This is a genomic window from Pseudomonas typographi (assembly GCF_014694385.1).
GTDB lineage: Bacteria > Pseudomonadota > Gammaproteobacteria > Pseudomonadales > Pseudomonadaceae > Aquipseudomonas > Aquipseudomonas typographi.
Map to the genome: position 1 here is coordinate 34073 of NZ_JAAOCA010000022.1, position 17343 is coordinate 51415.

General features: G+C 59.9%; 13 protein-coding genes. 5 read left to right on the forward strand and 8 right to left on the reverse strand.

All coding sequences use genetic code 11. The features are described 5' to 3' along the window. Positions 1 to 6 precede the first annotated feature (6 nt). From rplQ to bfr, 3 genes are all read left to right on the forward strand, one after another. Entirely contained in the window at positions 7 to 393 is a 387-nt protein-coding gene (rplQ, locus tag HAQ05_RS17460; RefSeq protein ID WP_190422841.1) for a 50S ribosomal protein L17, read from the forward strand. Positions 394 to 559: 166 nt separating this feature from the next. Then, positions 560 to 2008, forward strand: a complete 1449-nt coding sequence (locus HAQ05_RS17465) for a catalase (RefSeq protein ID WP_190422843.1) — start codon at positions 560 to 562, stop codon at positions 2006 to 2008. Between the two features lie 159 nt (positions 2009 to 2167). Continuing rightward, positions 2168 to 2638: a bacterioferritin gene (gene bfr / locus HAQ05_RS17470; RefSeq protein WP_190422845.1), complete on the forward strand. Its 471-nt coding sequence runs from the start codon at positions 2168 to 2170 to the stop codon at positions 2636 to 2638. A 31-nt stretch (positions 2639 to 2669) separates the two neighbouring features. Here bfr and uvrA read toward each other — a convergent pair whose 3' ends face one another. Then, the gene (gene uvrA, locus HAQ05_RS17475; RefSeq protein ID WP_190422847.1) at positions 2670 to 5504 is read right to left on the reverse strand and encodes an excinuclease ABC subunit UvrA; all 2835 of its coding nucleotides are present in this window, start codon (positions 5502 to 5504) and stop codon (positions 2670 to 2672) included. A gap of 204 nt (positions 5505 to 5708) precedes the next feature. On the opposite strand from uvrA, the gene HAQ05_RS17480 reads away from it, so the two are divergent. Continuing rightward, positions 5709 to 7103 carry an MFS transporter gene (locus HAQ05_RS17480; RefSeq protein WP_190422849.1) on the forward strand — a complete coding sequence of 465 codons (1395 nt, stop codon included), beginning with the start codon at positions 5709 to 5711 and terminating at the stop codon, positions 7101 to 7103. A gap of 9 nt (positions 7104 to 7112) precedes the next feature. After that, complete coding sequence (ssb, locus tag HAQ05_RS17485; RefSeq protein ID WP_190422851.1) at positions 7113 to 7646, forward strand: single-stranded DNA-binding protein; 534 nt, start codon at positions 7113 to 7115, stop codon at positions 7644 to 7646. Positions 7647 to 8042: 396 nt separating this feature from the next. Here the strand turns inward: ssb and HAQ05_RS17490 are convergent, their stop codons facing one another. The 7 genes from HAQ05_RS17490 to HAQ05_RS17520 all read right to left on the reverse strand — a co-directional run bounded on the left by HAQ05_RS17490 (position 8043) and on the right by HAQ05_RS17520 (position 17343). Beyond that, a complete protein-coding gene (locus HAQ05_RS17490) occupies positions 8043 to 9413 on the reverse strand; it encodes an OprD family outer membrane porin (protein WP_190422853.1) in 1371 nt (456 codons plus the stop codon). Positions 9414 to 9600: 187 nt separating this feature from the next. Then, positions 9601 to 11235: a hydantoinase B/oxoprolinase family protein gene (locus tag HAQ05_RS17495; RefSeq protein WP_190422855.1), complete on the reverse strand. Its 1635-nt coding sequence runs from the start codon at positions 11233 to 11235 to the stop codon at positions 9601 to 9603. Between the two features lie 10 nt (positions 11236 to 11245). Next, the gene (locus tag HAQ05_RS17500; protein WP_190422857.1) at positions 11246 to 13345 is read right to left on the reverse strand and encodes a hydantoinase/oxoprolinase family protein; all 2100 of its coding nucleotides are present in this window, start codon (positions 13343 to 13345) and stop codon (positions 11246 to 11248) included. Between the two features lie 69 nt (positions 13346 to 13414). Beyond that, positions 13415 to 14518 carry a polyamine ABC transporter ATP-binding protein gene (locus HAQ05_RS17505; RefSeq protein ID WP_202988092.1) on the reverse strand — a complete coding sequence of 368 codons (1104 nt, stop codon included), beginning with the start codon at positions 14516 to 14518 and terminating at the stop codon, positions 13415 to 13417. Then, the gene (locus tag HAQ05_RS17510; protein ID WP_190422970.1) at positions 14515 to 15615 is read right to left on the reverse strand and encodes an extracellular solute-binding protein; all 1101 of its coding nucleotides are present in this window, start codon (positions 15613 to 15615) and stop codon (positions 14515 to 14517) included. Before HAQ05_RS17510 ends, HAQ05_RS17505 begins: the two co-directional genes overlap by 4 nt. 10 nt (positions 15616 to 15625) lie before the next feature. After that, a complete protein-coding gene (locus HAQ05_RS29165; protein WP_202988093.1) occupies positions 15626 to 16432 on the reverse strand; it encodes an ABC transporter permease subunit in 807 nt (268 codons plus the stop codon). Further along, the gene (locus HAQ05_RS17520; protein ID WP_190422859.1) at positions 16429 to 17343 is read right to left on the reverse strand and encodes an ABC transporter permease; all 915 of its coding nucleotides are present in this window, start codon (positions 17341 to 17343) and stop codon (positions 16429 to 16431) included. The genes HAQ05_RS29165 and HAQ05_RS17520 overlap by 4 nt, the downstream gene beginning before the upstream one ends.

Genomic DNA, 17343 nt, shown 5'->3' on the forward strand with positions numbered 1-17343 from the left:
TTAACCATGCGTCATCGTAAAAGTGGTCGTCACCTGAGCCGCACCAGCGCGCACCGCAAGGCCATGTTTCAAAACATGGCGGTGTCGCTGTTCGAGCACGAGTTGATCAAAACTACCCTGCCGAAAGCCAAGGAACTGCGTCGGGTTGCCGAGCCGCTGATCACCCTGGCCAAGGAAGACACCGTGGCCAACCGCCGCCTGGCTTTCGACCGTACCCGTTCGAAAGAAGCGGTCGGCAAGCTGTTCAAAGACTTGGGCAAGCGCTACGCCACCCGTAACGGCGGCTACCTGCGTATCCTCAAGTGCGGTTTCCGTGCAGGCGACAATGCTCCGATGGCTTACGTCGAGCTGGTTGACCGCCCGGTCGGCGGCGAAGTCGTAACCGCTGAATAAGGCCTCGGCCATTCAATAAAAAACCGGGCTTCTGCCCGGTTTTTTATTGTCTATCACATTAGCTTTTCTCTATTAGCTGTACTGAATTAATGCATTAGCCCTCAGCGAGGCGGTGAATATACTGGCCCCATAGCCGATTGAATTCACCCGTTAGAGGAAGCTGTGCATGAGCGAAGAAACCGTTTTGACCGGCGCCAGTGGCGCCCCGGTTGCGGACAACCAAAACTCCCGTTCCGCAGGCCCGCGCGGCCCGCTGCTGCTGGACGATTTCCACCTGCTTGAAAAGCTGGCGCATTTCAACCGCGAGAACATTCCCGAACGGCGGGTACACGCTAAGGGCTCCGCGGCTTATGGCACATTCACGGTAACCCGGGACATCACCCAGTACAGCTGCGCCAAACTCTTCAGTGACGTGGGCAAGCAGACGCAGGTATTGCTGCGCTTTTCTACAGTGGGTGGGGAGCGTGGCTCGGCAGACACTGAGCGGGACCCTCGCGGCTTCGCGATAAAGTTCTACACCGAAGAAGGCAACTGGGACATCGTGGGCAACAACACCCCTGTGTTCTTTATTCGCGACCCATTGAAGTTCCCAGACTTCATCCACACGCAAAAACGCCACCCGCACAGCAACCTCAAAAGCGCGCAAATGATGTGGGATTTCTGGTCGCATTCGCCGGAGGCGACTCACCAGGTCACGGTGTTGTTTTCCGACCGCGGCATCCCAGACGGCTACCGCTTCATGCATGGTTTCGGCAGCCATACGTTCAGCTTGATCAGCGCCGACGGCGAGCGCCATTGGGTTAAGTGGCACTTCAAGAGCCTGCAGGGCATCAGGAACTTGGCGCCGGCAGAGGCCGTACGTTTGGCCGGCACGGACCCGGATTACGCCCAACGCGACCTGTTCGCGGCAATCGAACGGGGCGAATACCCTAAATGGCGCGCCTGCGTGCAGATCATGAGCGAGGCGCAGGCACAGGCGCACCACGAGAACCCCTTCGATGTGACCAAGACCTGGTCGCAAAAGGAGTACCCGTTGGTTGAAGTGGGTGTGCTCGAACTCAGCCGTAATCCGCTCAATTACTTTGCAGAGGTGGAGCAGGCCGCCTTCGCCCCGAGCAATGTGGTACCGGGTGTGGGCCTGTCACCCGATAAAATGCTTCAGGGCCGTGTGTTCGCCTATGCCGACGCGCATCGCTACCGAATTGGTACCAACCACCAGCAACTTCCGGTGAATGCGCCGCGCAGCCCGGTGCATACGTACCAGCGTGATGGTGCGATGGCGTTGGGCAGTAACGGCGGTTCAGCGCCTAATTATGAGCCCAATAGCTACAGCAACACGCCTAAGCAGGCGCCGCGCTACGCAGAACCGGCGTTGCCACTCAGCGGCGCCGCGGCCCGGTGGAACCAGCGCGAAGATACCGACTACTACAGCCATGCCGGTGCGCTGTTCCGCTTAATGAGCGATGCACAGAAGGCGCTGCTGATTAACAACATCGCTGGTGCCATGGCCGGTGTGAGCAGTGAAGTGGTGCAGCGCCAATTGCAGCACTTCTACAAGGCAGACCCGGCCTATGGCGAAGGCGTCGCCGCTGCCTTGGGTGTAATGCTTGGTTAAGTCGTAACGCTAAGAAGAACCGCCCGCAATTGGGCGGTTTTTCGCCTATTTAGCCGTGCGTTTCGGCGAATTTCAGCCATTTTTGAATGGCGGGGCCGTGACCGTGGCCAAGCGATGGTTCACAATAGCGCTTTCAAATTCCAGGGAGTGTTGGCCGCCATGCAAGGTCATCCAGACGTCATTGATTACCTCAACACGCTGCTGACCGGCGAACTGGCCGCGCGCGACCAGTACTTTGTTCACTCGCGCATGTATGAAGACTGGGGTTTCACGCAGCTTTACGAACGCATCAACCATGAGATGCAAGAAGAAGCGCAACACGCCGATGCCCTGATGCGTCGCATCTTGTTGTTGGAAGGTACGCCGCGTATGCGCCCGGACGACCTCGATGTGGGCCATAGCGTGCCGACCATGCTCGAAAACGACCTGCGGCTGGAGTACAAGGTGCGCGACGCCCTGCGCAAAGGCATCGCCCTGTGCGAGCTACATAACGATTACGTGAGCCGTGAAATTCTGCGCGTGCAGCTTAACGACACCGAGGAAGATCACACCTACTGGCTGGAGAAACAGTTGGGGCTGATCAAGTCCATCGGCCTTGAAAACTACTTGCAGTCGCAAGCACGAAGCTAAGCTAAAGCCGCCCCCAGGGGCGGCTTTTCATTCAGGCCTTGTCGCGTTCCAGCAGCGGCTTCAGGTATTTGCCGGTATAGGATTGCGGCATATCGGCCACTTGCTCGGGTGTGCCGCAGGCAATGATCTGCCCGCCCTTGGAGCCCCCTTCCGGGCCAAGGTCGACCAACCAGTCCGCGGTTTTGATCACGTCCAGGTTATGCTCGATCACTACCACGGTATTGCCGTGGTCGCGTAGGCGGTGCAACACATCGAGCAACTGCTGGATATCCGCGAAGTGCAGGCCCGTGGTCGGCTCATCCAGAATGTACAGGGTTTTGCCAGTGTCGCGCTTGGACAGCTCACGGGAAAGCTTCACCCGCTGTGCCTCGCCGCCCGAGAGCGTGGTGGCCGATTGGCCCAGTTTGATATACGACAAACCCACGTCCATCAGGGTTTGCAGCTTACGCGCCAGGGCGGGTACTGCATCGAAAAAGCCGCGTGCTTCTTCGATGGTCATTTCCAGCACCTCATCGATGCTTTTGCCCTTGTAGCGCACTTCCAGGGTTTCGCGGTTGTAGCGTTTGCTCTTGCACACGTCGCATGGCACGTAGATGTCGGGCAAGAAGTGCATTTCAACCTTGATCAGGCCGTCGCCCTGGCACGCCTCGCAACGCCCGCCCTTCACGTTGAACGAGAACCGGCCGGGGCCGTACCCCCGGGCCCGGGACTCCGGCACGCCGGCGAACAGTTCGCGGATGGGGGTGAACAACCCGGTATAGGTTGCCGGGTTCGAACGCGGTGTGCGGCCGATGGGGCTTTGATCGATGTCCACCACTTTGTCTAAATGCTGCAAGCCACTGATGCTGTCGTACGGGGCTGCTTCCAGGGTGGTGGCGCCATTGAGCGCGGTAGAGCTCAATGGGAACAGGGTGTTGTTGATCAGGGTCGATTTGCCCGAGCCCGACACACCGGTAACGCACGTTAACAAACCTACTGGGATCTCCAGGTCGACCTTTTGCAGGTTGTTACCGCGAGCGCCCTTGATGTTCACCGTGAGTTTTTTATTACGCGGGGTACGTTTGCCCGGCACTGCAATTTTTTTGCGGCCGGAGAGATACTTGCCGGTTTCCGAATCCGGGTGGGCCATGACCTCGGCAGGCGTGCCCTGCGCCACGATGGCGCCACCATGAACACCGGCGCCAGGGCCGATGTCCACCACGTAGTCGGCCATGCGGATCGCGTCTTCGTCGTGCTCCACCACGATCACCGTGTTACCGATATCGCGCAGGTGGTTGAGGGTGGCGAGCAGGCGATCGTTATCACGTTGGTGCAGGCCGATAGACGGCTCGTCGAGGATATACATCACCCCAACCAAGCCGGCGCCTATCTGGCTGGCCAAACGAATGCGCTGTGCTTCACCACCGGAGAGGGTGTCGGCGCTGCGGTCCAGGGTAAGGTAATCCAAGCCCACGTTGACCAAAAACTGCAGGCGTTCGCGAATCTCTTTAAGGATCTTGTCGGCAATCTCGCCCTTACGGCCGGTCAGGCTCAACCCGCCAAAATATGCCCAGGCCTCGCCGATCGGCAGCCCGGTCACCGCGGGCAAGTTCTTGTCGCCCACCCACACGTGCCGCGACTCACGGCGCAAGCGCGTGCCTCGGCAATCCGGGCACGGTTGGGTGCTCAAGAACTTTGCCAACTCTTCGCGCACCGTGGCGGACTCGGTCTCCCGATAACGCCGCTCCAGGTTGGGAATAATCCCCTCGAACGGGTGCGAGCGCTTGACGATGTCGCCGCGGTCATTGAGGTACTTGAAGTCGACGTTCTGCTTACCGCTGCCATACAGCAACAGCTTTTGCTCTTCGGTGCCCAACTCGTTGAACGGCAGCTCGAGGCCGAAACCAAAATGCGACGCCAGCGAGCCGAGCATCTGGAAGTAATACACGTTGCGCCGGTCCCAGCCACGGATGGCGCCTTCGGCCAGCGTCAGTTCGCCATTGACCAGTCGCTTGGCATCGAAGAACTGCTTAACGCCCAGCCCATCGCAGGTGGGGCAAGCGCCGGCCGGGTTGTTGAACGAAAACACCTTCGGCTCCAACTCGCTGATCGAGTGCCCGCAGATCGGGCACGCGAAGCGCGCCGAGAAGATCATCTCTTCGCCGGGCTCATCGTCCATCGGGGCTGCCAGGGCGAGGCCGTCGGCAAGGTTCAACGCTGTCTCGAACGACTCGGCCAAGCGCTGTTGTAGGTCTGCGCGGACCTTGAAACGGTCTACCACCACGTCGATGCTGTGTTTCTTTTGCTTGTCGAGCTTGGGCAGCTCATCGAGTTCGTGCAGGCGCCCGTCGATGCGAGCACGTACGAAGCCCTGGGCGCGCAGCTCTTCGAATACGGCCAGGTGCTCGCCCTTGCGCTCGCGGATCACCGGCGCCAGCAACATCAGCTTGCGCCCTTCCGGTTGCGCCAGCACCAGGTCGACCATCTGGCTTACGGTTTGCGCTTCGAGGGGGATGTCGTGATCGGGGCAGCGCGGGGTGCCCACCCGTGCATATAAAAGCCGCAGGTAGTCGTAGATCTCGGTAATGGTACCCACGGTGGAGCGTGGGTTATGCGAGGTGGATTTTTGCTCGATGGAAATGGCCGGTGACAAGCCCTCGATGGTGTCTACGTCGGGTTTTTCCATGATCGACAAAAACTGCCGGGCGTACGCCGACAGCGACTCTACGTAGCGGCGCTGGCCTTCGGCATACAACGTATCGAACGCCAGCGACGACTTACCGGAGCCAGAAAGCCCGGTAATAACGATCAGCTTGTCGCGCGGCAGGGTCAGGTCGATGTTCTTCAGGTTGTGGGTACGGGCCCCACGAATCAGGATCTTGTCCAAAACGGCCTCGCTCGGCGGGCGGAAACCCAGCAGTATAAAGGGCCGGGGCGGCGCTCTGCACGGCTGAATCCACAGCTGCCAGGTGAATATGGATAGGGTTGGCCTAGCTGAGGTGAAAATCCCTTAATGTGGCAAAGCGTCGCCGCCTGTGCCGACTCTCGGTGGGACTGGTAGAATCGCCGCCGGTTCATACGAGGTTATTTCATGCACGATCTTCACCGCGAACGCATGAGCGCCGGCGAAACCCGCGCGGCCGGCAGCCTGGCGCTGGTGTTTGCCTTTCGCATGCTGGGCATGTTCATGGTGCTGCCGGTGCTGGCCACCTACGGTATGGAGCTGGCTGGCGCCACCCCCGCGCTGATCGGCTTGGCCATCGGCGCTTACGGCCTGACCCAGGCGGTGCTGCAGATCCCGTTCGGTATGTTGTCCGACCGCATTGGCCGGCGCCCAGTGATTTACGTAGGCCTGGTGATATTCGCCCTGGGCAGCCTGCTGGCGGCCCAGGCAGATTCCATCTGGGGCGTGATCGCCGGGCGTGTTTTGCAGGGTGCCGGCGCGATCTCTGCCGCGGTGATGGCGCTGCTGTCAGACCTCACCCGGGAGCAGAACCGTACCAAGGCCATGGCCATGATTGGCATGAGCATTGGCCTGTCCTTCGCCGTGGCGATGGTGGTCGGCCCGTTGCTGACGCGCGCGTTTGGGTTACCCGGGTTATTCCTAGCCACCGCGGGGCTGGCGCTGGTTGGCCTGGCCCTGGTGGCCTTCGTGGTGCCGCGCTCGAGCGGGCTATTAGTGCATCGTGAGTCGGGCGTGGCCCGCCAGGCGCTGGCGCCGACGTTGCGCAATCGCGAGTTGCTACGGTTGAACGCCGGCATTTTCATCCTCCACGCCATTTTGATGTCGAGCTTCGTGGCGCTGCCGCTGGCGCTGGTAGACCGCGCGGGGCTGCCCAAGGAACAACACTGGTGGGTGTACCTCACCGCGCTGTTCGTTTCATTTTTTGCCATGGTGCCGTTCATTATCTACGGCGAGAAAAAGCGCCAGATGAAACGCGTGCTGGTCGGCGCCGTGCTGGTTTTGATGCTTACCGAGCTGTTTTTTTGGGCGTTTGGCTATGGGCTGGTGGAACTGGTAGTGGGCACAGTGGTGTTTTTTACCGCCTTCAACCTGCTGGAAGCTTCGTTGCCCTCGTTGGTCAGCAAGGTGTCGCCGGCCGGCGGTAAGGGTACCGCCATGGGCGTTTACTCCACCAGCCAGTTCCTGGGGGCGGCGCTGGGCGGTATCCTCGGCGGCTGGATGTACCAGCACGGGGGCCTGGGTGGCACGTTCATAGGTTGTGCCGTTTTGCTGGCCCTCTGGGTGGCGATTGCTGGTACTATGCGCGAACCACCCTATGTCACCAGCCTGCGCATGCCGCTGCCTGAGCACGCGCTGCGCGACGCGGGCCTGGGTGACCGGCTACTGGCCGTGCCAGGGGTGACGGACGCCGTGGTGGTGGCCGAAGAAGCCGCCATCTACATCAAATTCGATACACAAACAGTGGATCGCGCGGCGATCGAAGCGCTGGTCAATCCGCCTTCGAACTCGGGCGACGCCTAGGAGAACACTATGGCCCGCGGGGTTAACAAAGTCATATTGGTCGGCACGGTCGGCCAGGATCCTGAAGTGCGCTACCTGCCCAACGGCAACGCGGTCACCAACCTGAGCTTGGCCACCAGCGAGCAATGGACCGACAAGCAAAGCGGGCAAAAGGTAGAGCGCACCGAATGGCACCGCGTCTCCCTATTCGGCCGCGTGGCTGAAATCGCCGGCGAATATGTGCGCAAAGGCTCGCAGATCTACGTGGAAGGCAAGCTGCAAACCCGCGAGTGGGAAAAAGACGGCATCAAGCGCTACACCACTGAAATCATCGTAGACATGCAAGGCACCATGCAATTGCTGGGCAGCCGCCAGCAGGGCCAGCAAGCCCAAGGTGGCCAGCCAGGTGGCAACAACTACAACCAAGACAACGGCAGCAACCCGCCGGCCCCCCGCCAACAGGCGCAGCGCCCGCAGCAGGCCGCCCCACGCCAGCAGCCACAACAACCGGCCCCGCAGCCGGCGGCGGACTTCGACAGCTTTGATGACGATATTCCGTTCTAGGATACATTAGCTCTAGGTGTAAAGCTGATCCCAGCCATTAGGCGGTTAAATGCTTACAGGCAGATCGCTTTAAACTAAAAAGAAACCCTTCTCGCTGTAAGGCCAGAAGGGTTTCTTTTGCAATTTTAAAAAACTGATTTACGATTTCTCCACAGGCACGAAATATAAACATATGCCGTGGTCGGGTCAGTGTGGTTATTTTCCCCATAGGTCGCGTGCGGCTGATTTAGTCACACGGCTTTCCGGGCCGTCACTGAGTAGACATCATCGCGTGATAATAACCCCCCAAATAACACACCCTGCTAAAGCGTAACCCTCGTAGCATGTAAGGGGGGCATTTCATGCTTCCGTCAGTTGGTGATGCCAACGTTTGGGTTGGACCCCGCAAGAAGAACCCTACAGAATTGACAGAGGGTAGGCGACGATAAAGCGGTACTGATCTTGGTCCGCGAAGCTGCTGCCCTCACCTTTGTAGCGGGCATGGCGCAGCGTCAGGGTCAGGCCCTTGGCCGCGCCGCTCTGGACGGTGTAATCGACGCGTTCGCTACGTTCCCATTCGGCATGGTCGCCGCCGACACCATCGTTTGCAGAGTTCGGGTTGTCCTTGATGTCGCTGCCGTGGATGTAATAGATGGCGGTCTTGAGGCCCGGTACGCCAAGGCTGGTGAAGTCGTAGCTGTACTGGGCAAAGCTTGATTTTTCACCGGCGCGGGCGAAGTTGCCGACCATGGCGTTGGTGAACGAGTAGAAGTCGGCGCCGCCTTCGCCTTCGGCTCGATCTCCCGCCGCGGTGGAGCCTCCATTTTTGGTCACGCTGCCCTGGTTCAACCAGACCAGCGCGCCGTCGTCGGACACGTGCTGGTAGCCAGCCATCAGCGAGTGGCTACCCAGGCTGTAGGTGAACATGGCAATCCAGGTGTCATTGTCCACTTCGCCGGCATGCTTGGCGTAGCCGTTGTTGTTGTTGAATTGATAACCGGGATCGCCGTTCTTGCCGTCCGAATCCGACTTGAAGTAGCGCAGGTCGGTTTTGAATGACTGGTTACCGCCGAACGACAACACATGTACGAGGCCGGCGAACTGCTGTTTGTAGTAGTCTTCTAGGTTTGCGTAATAGTACTGAAGCTTCAGCGCCTTGTTGACTTGCCAGTCGCCGCCAGCGAAGCGGAATTGGTTGCTGCCCTCAGTACCGCCATTGACCGACAACGGGGTCCAGTTGCTGGAGGCGCGAGTAATGGTGTGCTCGATCTGGCCGGCAGTGAGCGTCAGGCCGTCGATATCCTTGGAGGTGACCATGCCGCCTTCATACATCTGGGTCAGCAAGCGGCCATCGTTGGTGAGGATGACCGGCAGGCGGGGCTGAAGGCTGTTCCCCATGCGAAGTTCGGTCTTGGCCAACGCGAACTTCGCAGTAGCCCCCACAGTACTCCAGTTGTCTTGACCGGAGTGGTCGGTATCACTCGGTAGAACGGAGCTGCCGTCCGGATGGTTACCGCGGCCCCCGTCCAGCTTCACCGCCAAGTTGCCAGTGACGTCGAGGCCGAAGCCAAGGGTGCCTTCGGTGAAACCCGACAGATAATCAACCCGGAACGCTTGCGCCCAGTCTTTTTCGTCTGAACCACCTTCGTGGTTGTCGTTCTGAAAATAGAAATTGCGCAATCCCAGTGTCAGCTTGCTGTCCTTGAGAAAGTCGGCTGAAGCCTGCTGGCTGACTGACAGGCCAAGGGTGCTGGCCGCAACGGCCAATGCCAGGTGGTTCACTCTCATTTGGTTTGCTCCAAGGTTTTGCTGGCCAAACGACGCCGCACCGTGGCCTTCCACGGCGAATTGGCACGGGTCGAATGGGGGCGTCACTGGCGCCCGGGGTTGTAAAGCCGAGACCGCTTCACAGGGCAGAAGGGGCTAGCCCACTAAAGGCCCTCCTGCATTCGAGCGGCATTGACGGATACGGTGATCAGATGTAGCCGGCCCGTCGATCCTTCTCGATCGCCTCATGGCTGCGCGCTTGCGCTTCGCCATAACCGCCGCCGCCAGGCGTTCTTATCAGCAGCTGTGTGCCTTGCTTCACGTAATGCGGTGCCCGCGAATCGACCGGTTGCCCGTTGATCAACAGTTCGCCAAGGGCCCCTGGCTCGCCGCCCGCCAAGCCTGGCGCGGGGATCTTGGTGCGTTCGGTCATGAAAAATACCGAGGCGCCGCCCTCTGCATAGAGCTCGATCAGCGCCTCCTGGCCGAGGCCTCCACGGTACCGGCCCTTGCCACCGGAGCCCGGCAGCAGACGCTTGTGCTTGAACAGCACCGGCGCGACGCGTTCGGCCACTTCCACGGGGATCATGGAGATATTGCTCGGCCACGACAGGCAGCTCACGCCGTCCAGGGAGGCCCGCGCGCCAAGGCCGCCGGCAAAGAACAGCACACACGCGTAGCGCTCGCCATGTTGGTGGCCGGTGAGTGTCACGCACCATTGCGGGGAACCAGGCGCCGCGATCACGCGTTCCGGCAGGGCCTGGAACAAAGCGCCGAAGACCAGCGCCGGCACATAGTGGCCGGTGGCCGCACGGGCACCGACCGCAACCGGGAAGATGGGGTTCAGCAACGACTTTTCCGGAACCGAAATCTTGATCGGGCGGAACATCCCCTCGTTATTCGGAAGTTCTGGCAACAACGCCGAGCGGATGGCGTAGGCCGTCATCGCGTAGGTGTAGGTCAGCGGGCAGTTGATTGCGCAGGGCTGCTGCGGTGAGGTTCCGGCGTAGTCGACGAGAATCTCATCGTCGCGGATGGTCAGCTTTACATGAAGCTCGAAATGCTCTTCCAGGCCATCGGTGTGCATGAGGTAGGTGAACTCGCCCTTGGGCACCCGCCGGATGGCATCGCGCATGGCCTTTTCGGAGCGGGTGAAAATCTCGTCGGCGAAACCGTCCAGGCTGTCCACATCATAGTCGCGGACCAGGGTCAGCATGCGGTTGTCCATCACTTCCAACGCAGCCACCTGCGCCCAGATATCACCCAGCGTTTGGTCCGGGGTGCGCACGTTGGCACGGATCAGCTTGGTCAGCATGGGATCACCTTCGCCGTTGCGCACGAACAGGGTCGGCGGGATGCGCAGGCCTTCCTCGTAGATTTCCCGCGGGGCGATGGAGCGAACCACGCCGCCGATGTCCGGCACGTGTGAGGTGGTTGCAGCGAAGGCTACGACCCCACCCTTGTGGAAGATCGGCTTGACCAGGCAGACATCGGGCAGGTGCCCAGTGCCCATCCAAGGGTCATTGGTAATGAATACGTCACCCGGCTGCATCTCGCCGATGGGAAATTCGGCGAGCATATGGCGCACGGTTGCCGGCAGCGTGGCGATGAACGACGGGATGCCGGAGGTGTTCTGCGCCAGTGACTGCCCGCGTACATCGGTGAGTACGCAAGCGAAGTCGTTGGCATCGTTGGACAGTGTCGAGAAGGCGGTGCGGGCGATCACCCGCGCCGCTTCGTCGACGATGGAGACCACGCGCGTCCACATGATTTCGATGGTCACGGGGTCGAGGACATTATTACCTTGCGACGCCTTCTCGGCGGTAAGAGCGGCTTGAGCCATGATCTGGACCTCAGTGGAGTTCGATGATGATGCTGCCGTGGGCAGTGACCGAGCAGGTGGCGTTAGGGCCGACGACTAATGTCGAGCCGGCATCTTCGACCAAGGCCGGGCCGTTGAAGGTGTCGCCACTGCCGAGCAGGTCGCGGTTGTAGACGGTGGTATCGACGTAACCGCCCGTTTCCTCGAACCAGGCCTTGCGGACCTGTTTGACAGCCGCCAGGGCACCTGACCGGGAGGGGAATTGCAGGCCTTCTTCGATCAGGTCTTCGGTGTGCACTGACAGGCGAATCGCCACCAGTTCGATTTTCAGGTTGGAAGGGGCACGGGAGAATTTGCGCCGGTATTCGTTCTCGAACGCCTCGATCAGCGCCTGGCGTCCTTGTTCGTTGCCGAGGGCGGCATCGGGCACCGGAACGATCAGCGAAAAGCCTTGGCCCTTGTAGCGGCCTTCAGCGAGTCGTTTAACAAAGGTTTTCTGGTGCTGGACTGCAGATTCCTGCACCACTCCACGCGCCTCCTGTTCCAGCTCCAAGAAGCTTTGCTCGACGGCTTGAAGGTCGCCATCTTGGACCGTGGTTTGGAGGGTACGCACTCGATCGATTTTCACCGGGGCGACCAGCAGGCCCCAGGCTGAGGCGACGCCTGGAGAAGGCGGGCAGATCAGGCGCTTGACGCCCAGCTTACGGCCGACGCAGTAGCCGTGCACGGGGCCGCCGCCGCCGGTGAGCAACAGGGAGTAATGCCGGGGGTCACGGCCGTGTTCGGCAATGTGCACCCGGGCAGCGCTGGCCATGGCTTCACTCACCAGAATATGGATTCCGGATGCGGCTTTCACCAAGCTCAGGCCCAACTGATCGGCGAGCCGGCCAATGGCATGGCCGGCCAGGGGCGCGTCGATTTGCATCGAGCCACCGGCGAAAAAGTCGGGGTTCAGGTAACCGAGCTGAAGGTTTGCGTCGGTCACCGTGGGCTGGTCACCGCCGCGGCCGTAGCACACCGGGCCGGGTTCCGAACCGGCGCTGTCCGGGCCGACGTTGAGCAGGCCGAGGGAGTTGGCGCGGGCAATGCTGCCGCCCCCGGCGCCGATCTCGATCAACTCCACCGTAGAAATTTTGATAGGCAGGCCACTGCCTTCCATGAAGCGCTTGGTCCGGCCCGCCTCGAATGCGTAGGCGAGCATCGGAGCGCCCTGTTCGACCAGGCAGAGTTTGGCCGTAGTACCGCCCATATCGAAACCGAGCAAGTCGGGGTAGCCATCCAGCTTGCCGAAGAAGGCACTGGACAAAGCGCCCGCGGCCGGGCCGGATTCGAGCATCTGGATCGGGTTCTTCAGCACCTCTTCAAGGTGGGTCAGCCCACCGTTGGACAGCATCAGGAACATCGGTGCGCCGATGTTCAGCTCCCGCAAGTTGTTCTGCAGGCCCCGCAGATAGCCTTCCGCGAGCGGCTTGACGAAGGCACAGGCGGTGGTGGTGGAGGTACGCTCATATTCGCGGATTTCCGGCGCTACATCATAGGACGTGGTGACGTGGACGCCTGGCGCGTGCTTGCGGATGTACTCCGCCGCGAGCCGTTCGTGGACAGGGTTGAGATAGGAATGCAGGAAGACGACGGCGACCGATTCGATCCGTTGTTCAACGAGCCTGGCCACCACAGCGGCCAGTGTTTCCTGCGACAGCGCCGTTACCACTTCGCCGCGGGCGTTCAGGCGCTCTTCGACCTCGAAGCGCAACTCGCGCGGCACCAGCGGCGCTGGCTTCTCGATGTTGATGTCGTACAGGTCGAACTTGCGTTCCGTTCCGATCTCCAGTGAGTCGGCGAAGCCGGCGGTAGTCACCAGAGCGGTGGGGACACCCTTGCGTTCGATCAGGGCATTGGTGAATAACGTGGTGGCGTGGACCACGCGGCCGACTTGACGGGGCGGGATCGGCCACTGCTCCAGCAGTTGCCGAACGCCAATGATCGCCCCCTCACGAGGGTCCAGGTGGGTCGTCAGCACTTTGGTGGAAATGCTTTGGCCGTCGCTCCCGCGGTGCAGAATCACATCGGTGAAGGTTCCGCCGATGTCGATTCCAAACGAATAAATAGCTTCGTCAGCTATGGCGTTCATGTGTCATCACCTTTATTTCAGGACGAATAGGTCCTTCGCCGTTAAGGCGAATAAGTTAATGGAATAGCGTTACTTCAGCACGATATTGCTTTCTATAGGCCAATGCGCCAAATACGTTTGCCCCGGGGAATACTTGGTCATCTCGGAGTGGCCCACTTTATTTTGTACACTGACCTTGATAAGTTGGCCTTCCGCAGTCTTTGCATAAATGTGGGAAACAAAGCCTTTGTAGAGCACTTCAGAAATACTGCAACGTACGCAGTTGTAGGGTTCTGAGGAAGAGGCTGTTTCCAGTGGTAACAGTTCGATGTCCTCTGGGCGCAATGCCACCGATATACGTGCACCCTCTGCCAATGGCCGATCGACTTTCAACAGGCCAAATGCACCCGCCTCTACCACGGCGTGCTTGTTGTCGTGGGCTTGCACCGTTCCTTCAAGGAAGTTTGAGCTACCGATGAATTCCGCAACGAACCGCGACTCGGGCCGGCAGTAAACGTCCCGTGGCGTGCCGACCTGTTCCAATTTGCCTCCCTTCATGACCACGACGCGGTCAGAGAGGGTGAGCGCTTCCTCCTGATCGTGGGTCACGATTACCGTGGTGATGCCCAACGATTTCTGTATCCGGCGCAACTCCACTTGCATGTCTTCGCGCAGGTTTTTATCCAGGGCACCGAGCGGTTCGTCTAGCAACAGTACCGAAGGCTCGATGACCAGCGCGCGGGCCAGCGCTACGCGTTGCTGCTGCCCACCGGACAATTCCGCCGGTGTACGTTGGGCGAAGCTCCCCAACTGCACGATCTCCAGCGCTTCGCTGACGCGTCGATCACGCTCGGCAGCCTTGAAGCTGCGCATGCGCAAGCCGAAGGCAACGTTGTCATGGATGGTCATGTGCGGGAACAGGGCATAGTTTTGAAAAACCATGCCGATATTCCGTTCATGTACCGGCCTGTTGGCGATCGACTCGCCATTGATCGTAATGTCTCCGCTGTCCTGCAGTACCAGACCTGCGATCATTCGCAGCGTAGTGGTCTTGCCACAACCGCTGGGTCCGAGCAGAGAGACCAACTCGCCCGAGGCGATCGACAGCGAGACGCTGTCGACTGCCGGGGCCAGCGAGGCACCGTAATTTTTAGTCAGGTTGCGCAGTTGCAGATTGGCTGTGATTGACTTCACCCCCGTACTCCAAAAATCTGATTCGTGCGTTCGATGATGTCCGAGCGTTGGCTGTTGATGACGTTCCAGTCCAGGAGCACGAGCTTCATTTCATCCAGTCGACCTTCCGGGTACGGCAATAACTTGGCCACCGCCGGATCGAGTTCGATACCGCTGACGGTCGGTGCCGCGTAGGCGGACTCTGCCAGCCCCTTCTGTATCTCCGGGTCCAGCATGCGGTCCATGAACGCCAGCGCCAGGTCCGGGTTGGGGCAATTGTTGACCAGCGTCATGCAACCCGGTACGCCGAAAATTCCTTCCTTTGGGTAGCACAGATCCACCGGCGCGCCCTGGGTGGTGTACGGGAGCACCACCTTCGAAAGTTCCAGGCCGCCCACCTTGGCCTGCCCCTGTGAAACCTGCAGCACCGCGGTAACGTTGGATTCGTAGATGGTTTGGACGTTGGGCTTGAGTTCGGCCATCTTGTCCCAGGCCTTGCTGATCTGGTACTGCGCCTCAGTAAGCGGCAGCCCCGTCACCAATGCCGCGGCCACCACGGGCAGGAACACACCCTGGGTTTGCTTGGGGGTAGACATCATGAAGGCGCCGCGGAAATCTTCCGACCAAAGCTGCGCATAACTGGTCAGCGGCTGGGCGCTTTCGGTGTTGTAATACGGCGCAGCGCTTGAGACACAGAAAGCGATGGCGTAGTTGTCCTTCATTACGAAGCGTTTAGCGACCCGTTGGCTATTACCGATCTTGCTCAGGTCCAGACGCGCGATCAGGCCCTCGTCACGGGCGATGGGAATGCCCACGTCGTCGAGGAACATGACGGAGAACACCGGGTTGCTTTTCTGGATGCGCAACTGGGCAATCTGATTCAGCGTGGATCCTTCCGCTTGTGACACCTTGCACTTGAAGTCCGATTCGAACTTAGGAATTACCTGTTGGCGAATATATTCCGCTTGTGTGCCCTTGTAGGTGCCGACACTGATGGACTTGCCCTCCGCCCAAGCGTTCTTGACATATACAGTCGGCGCGGCAGCGGCCAAGCCGGCGACGCCCAACCCTTTCAGGACGCTTCTGCGGCTGAAGCCCTTGCTGTTTCGATCTCGCATGGCTGACTCCTCAAATACCCATTGAACGGCGAAGGCCTACTAGCCTTTCAAGCAGCAGAACAACGCATGTTCCAACCAACAGCATCACGCCGGACATGGCTGCGATGGAGGGGTCGAATACACTGTCCATTCTTTTCATCATGTATATAGGCAGGGGGTTTATTTCAGCGTTGGTAAACCATATTGATATTGTCAGGTTGTCGAGCGAGATCATGAAGGCGAACAGCGCGCCGGCCATGATGCCGGGGGCGATCTGGATAAGGGTCACTTTCATGAACGCCACCAGTGCGCTGGCACCGAGTGTTCTAGCGGCCTCTTCCAGGCTGTAATTGACCAACTTCAGGCTGGTCACCACCGTGCGAATGATGTAAGGGATGATGACCACGACATATCCGATCGACATGTTCACAAGGGTGTTGCTGATACCGGTCCAGGCAGTGAATTGCAGCAGGGACAGTCCGGTAATGAGCACCGGTAGCAACAGTGGTGAGAGCAACAGCGCCTCGACCAGCGCCATTCCTGGCAATCCCCTGCCCCTGACGATGGCGAGCGATGCGGGTACGCCGACTAACAATGCGATGAAGGTAGAAACCATCGCCAAACCGAAGCTCAGGCCCAAGGACGCCAGGAAGTCGCGGCTGTGCAGGATTTTTGCGTACCAGGCCAGGGTGATGCCCGTGGGTGGAAATGTTGCGAACGGTCCAGGCGACAGCGAGATGGCCAATGAAATCAATAGCGGTGCGAGGACGAACAGCATGGCCAACAGCGCCATGCCGTTGAGGATCTGCTTGATCGGCCCGTAGATGCGTTCGTTCACGATAAGCTCCCTCTGAGGCGAGGCGCGCGCCGCAGTGCCAGGCCACGGCTGGCCCGAGGCAGGTGCTTGCTGTCGAAAGCCCAGCCCGCCAAGCCGTTCACGCCGTAGATCAGCAGCACCATGACCACCGCTAGCGCCGAGCCGAACGGCCAGTCGTACACCGCCAGGATTTGCTGTTCGACGAGATTGCCGAGCATCAGCGCGTAACTGCCGCCAAGGATGGCCGGGGTCACGAAGGAGGCTGCGGTCAGGGAGAACACCACGCTCGCACCGGCGAGGATCCCGGGCTTGCACAGCGGCAGCATGATGTACCAGAGTAATCGCCAGCCATTGGCACCGAGCGTGCCGGCTGCTTCCTCAACGGCGGGGTTGACCCGGGCAATGGCGGACGAAAGCGGCAACACCATCATCGGCAAGAAGACGTGCAATGAGCCGAGCACCACTGCCGTTTCGGTATACATGAGGTGTGTGGCGATGGGCCCGAACCCTAGGTGGGCCAATGTCCAATTAAGCACGCCGCTTTTGTTGTTGGCCAGAAGCAAAGACCAGCCGTAGGTCCGGATCACCACGCTGACCACCAGCGGCGCTACGACGATGATGATGGCCAGGCGCGAATAGAAAGGTCCGCCGCGGGCGATCACCATGGCTATGGGGAAGCCGACGAACAACGCGAGCAAGGTGGTATAGAGCGAGATTCTCAGTGTGATCCAGATGACGTGGCCGTACAGAGGCGTATCGATGACCCGCCAATAGTTGCTGAACGTGATTGGAAGATCGATGCCTTGCGAGGTTTGCGTCAAGAAACTGGACGACAGCATCACCACCACCGGGGCGATGAATGCGACCAGCAGGAATAGAACCCCTGGCAGTGTCATCAGCAGGTAAACCAGGGGTTGCCGGTGCGGTTTCAT

What these genes read in the sequence shown, in the direction of transcription:
- rplQ (WP_190422841.1), top strand. Translation starts at nt 7, where the DNA reads ATGCGTCATCGTAAAAGTGGTCGTCACCTGAGCCGCACCAGCGCGCAC.
- HAQ05_RS17495 (WP_190422855.1), bottom strand. Translation starts at nt 11,235, where the DNA reads ATGGCTCAAGCCGCTCTTACCGCCGAGAAGGCGTCGCAAGGTAATAAT.
- ssb (WP_190422851.1), top strand. Translation starts at nt 7,113, where the DNA reads ATGGCCCGCGGGGTTAACAAAGTCATATTGGTCGGCACGGTCGGCCAG.
- bfr (WP_190422845.1), top strand. Translation starts at nt 2,168, where the DNA reads ATGCAAGGTCATCCAGACGTCATTGATTACCTCAACACGCTGCTGACC.
- HAQ05_RS17480 (WP_190422849.1), top strand. Translation starts at nt 5,709, where the DNA reads ATGCACGATCTTCACCGCGAACGCATGAGCGCCGGCGAAACCCGCGCG.
- HAQ05_RS17465 (WP_190422843.1), top strand. Translation starts at nt 560, where the DNA reads ATGAGCGAAGAAACCGTTTTGACCGGCGCCAGTGGCGCCCCGGTTGCG.
- HAQ05_RS17490 (WP_190422853.1), bottom strand. Translation starts at nt 9,413, where the DNA reads ATGAGAGTGAACCACCTGGCATTGGCCGTTGCGGCCAGCACCCTTGGC.
- HAQ05_RS17510 (WP_190422970.1), bottom strand. Translation starts at nt 15,615, where the DNA reads ATGCGAGATCGAAACAGCAAGGGCTTCAGCCGCAGAAGCGTCCTGAAA.
- HAQ05_RS17500 (WP_190422857.1), bottom strand. Translation starts at nt 13,345, where the DNA reads ATGAACGCCATAGCTGACGAAGCTATTTATTCGTTTGGAATCGACATC.
- HAQ05_RS17520 (WP_190422859.1), bottom strand. Translation starts at nt 17,343, where the DNA reads ATGAAACCGCACCGGCAACCCCTGGTTTACCTGCTGATGACACTGCCA.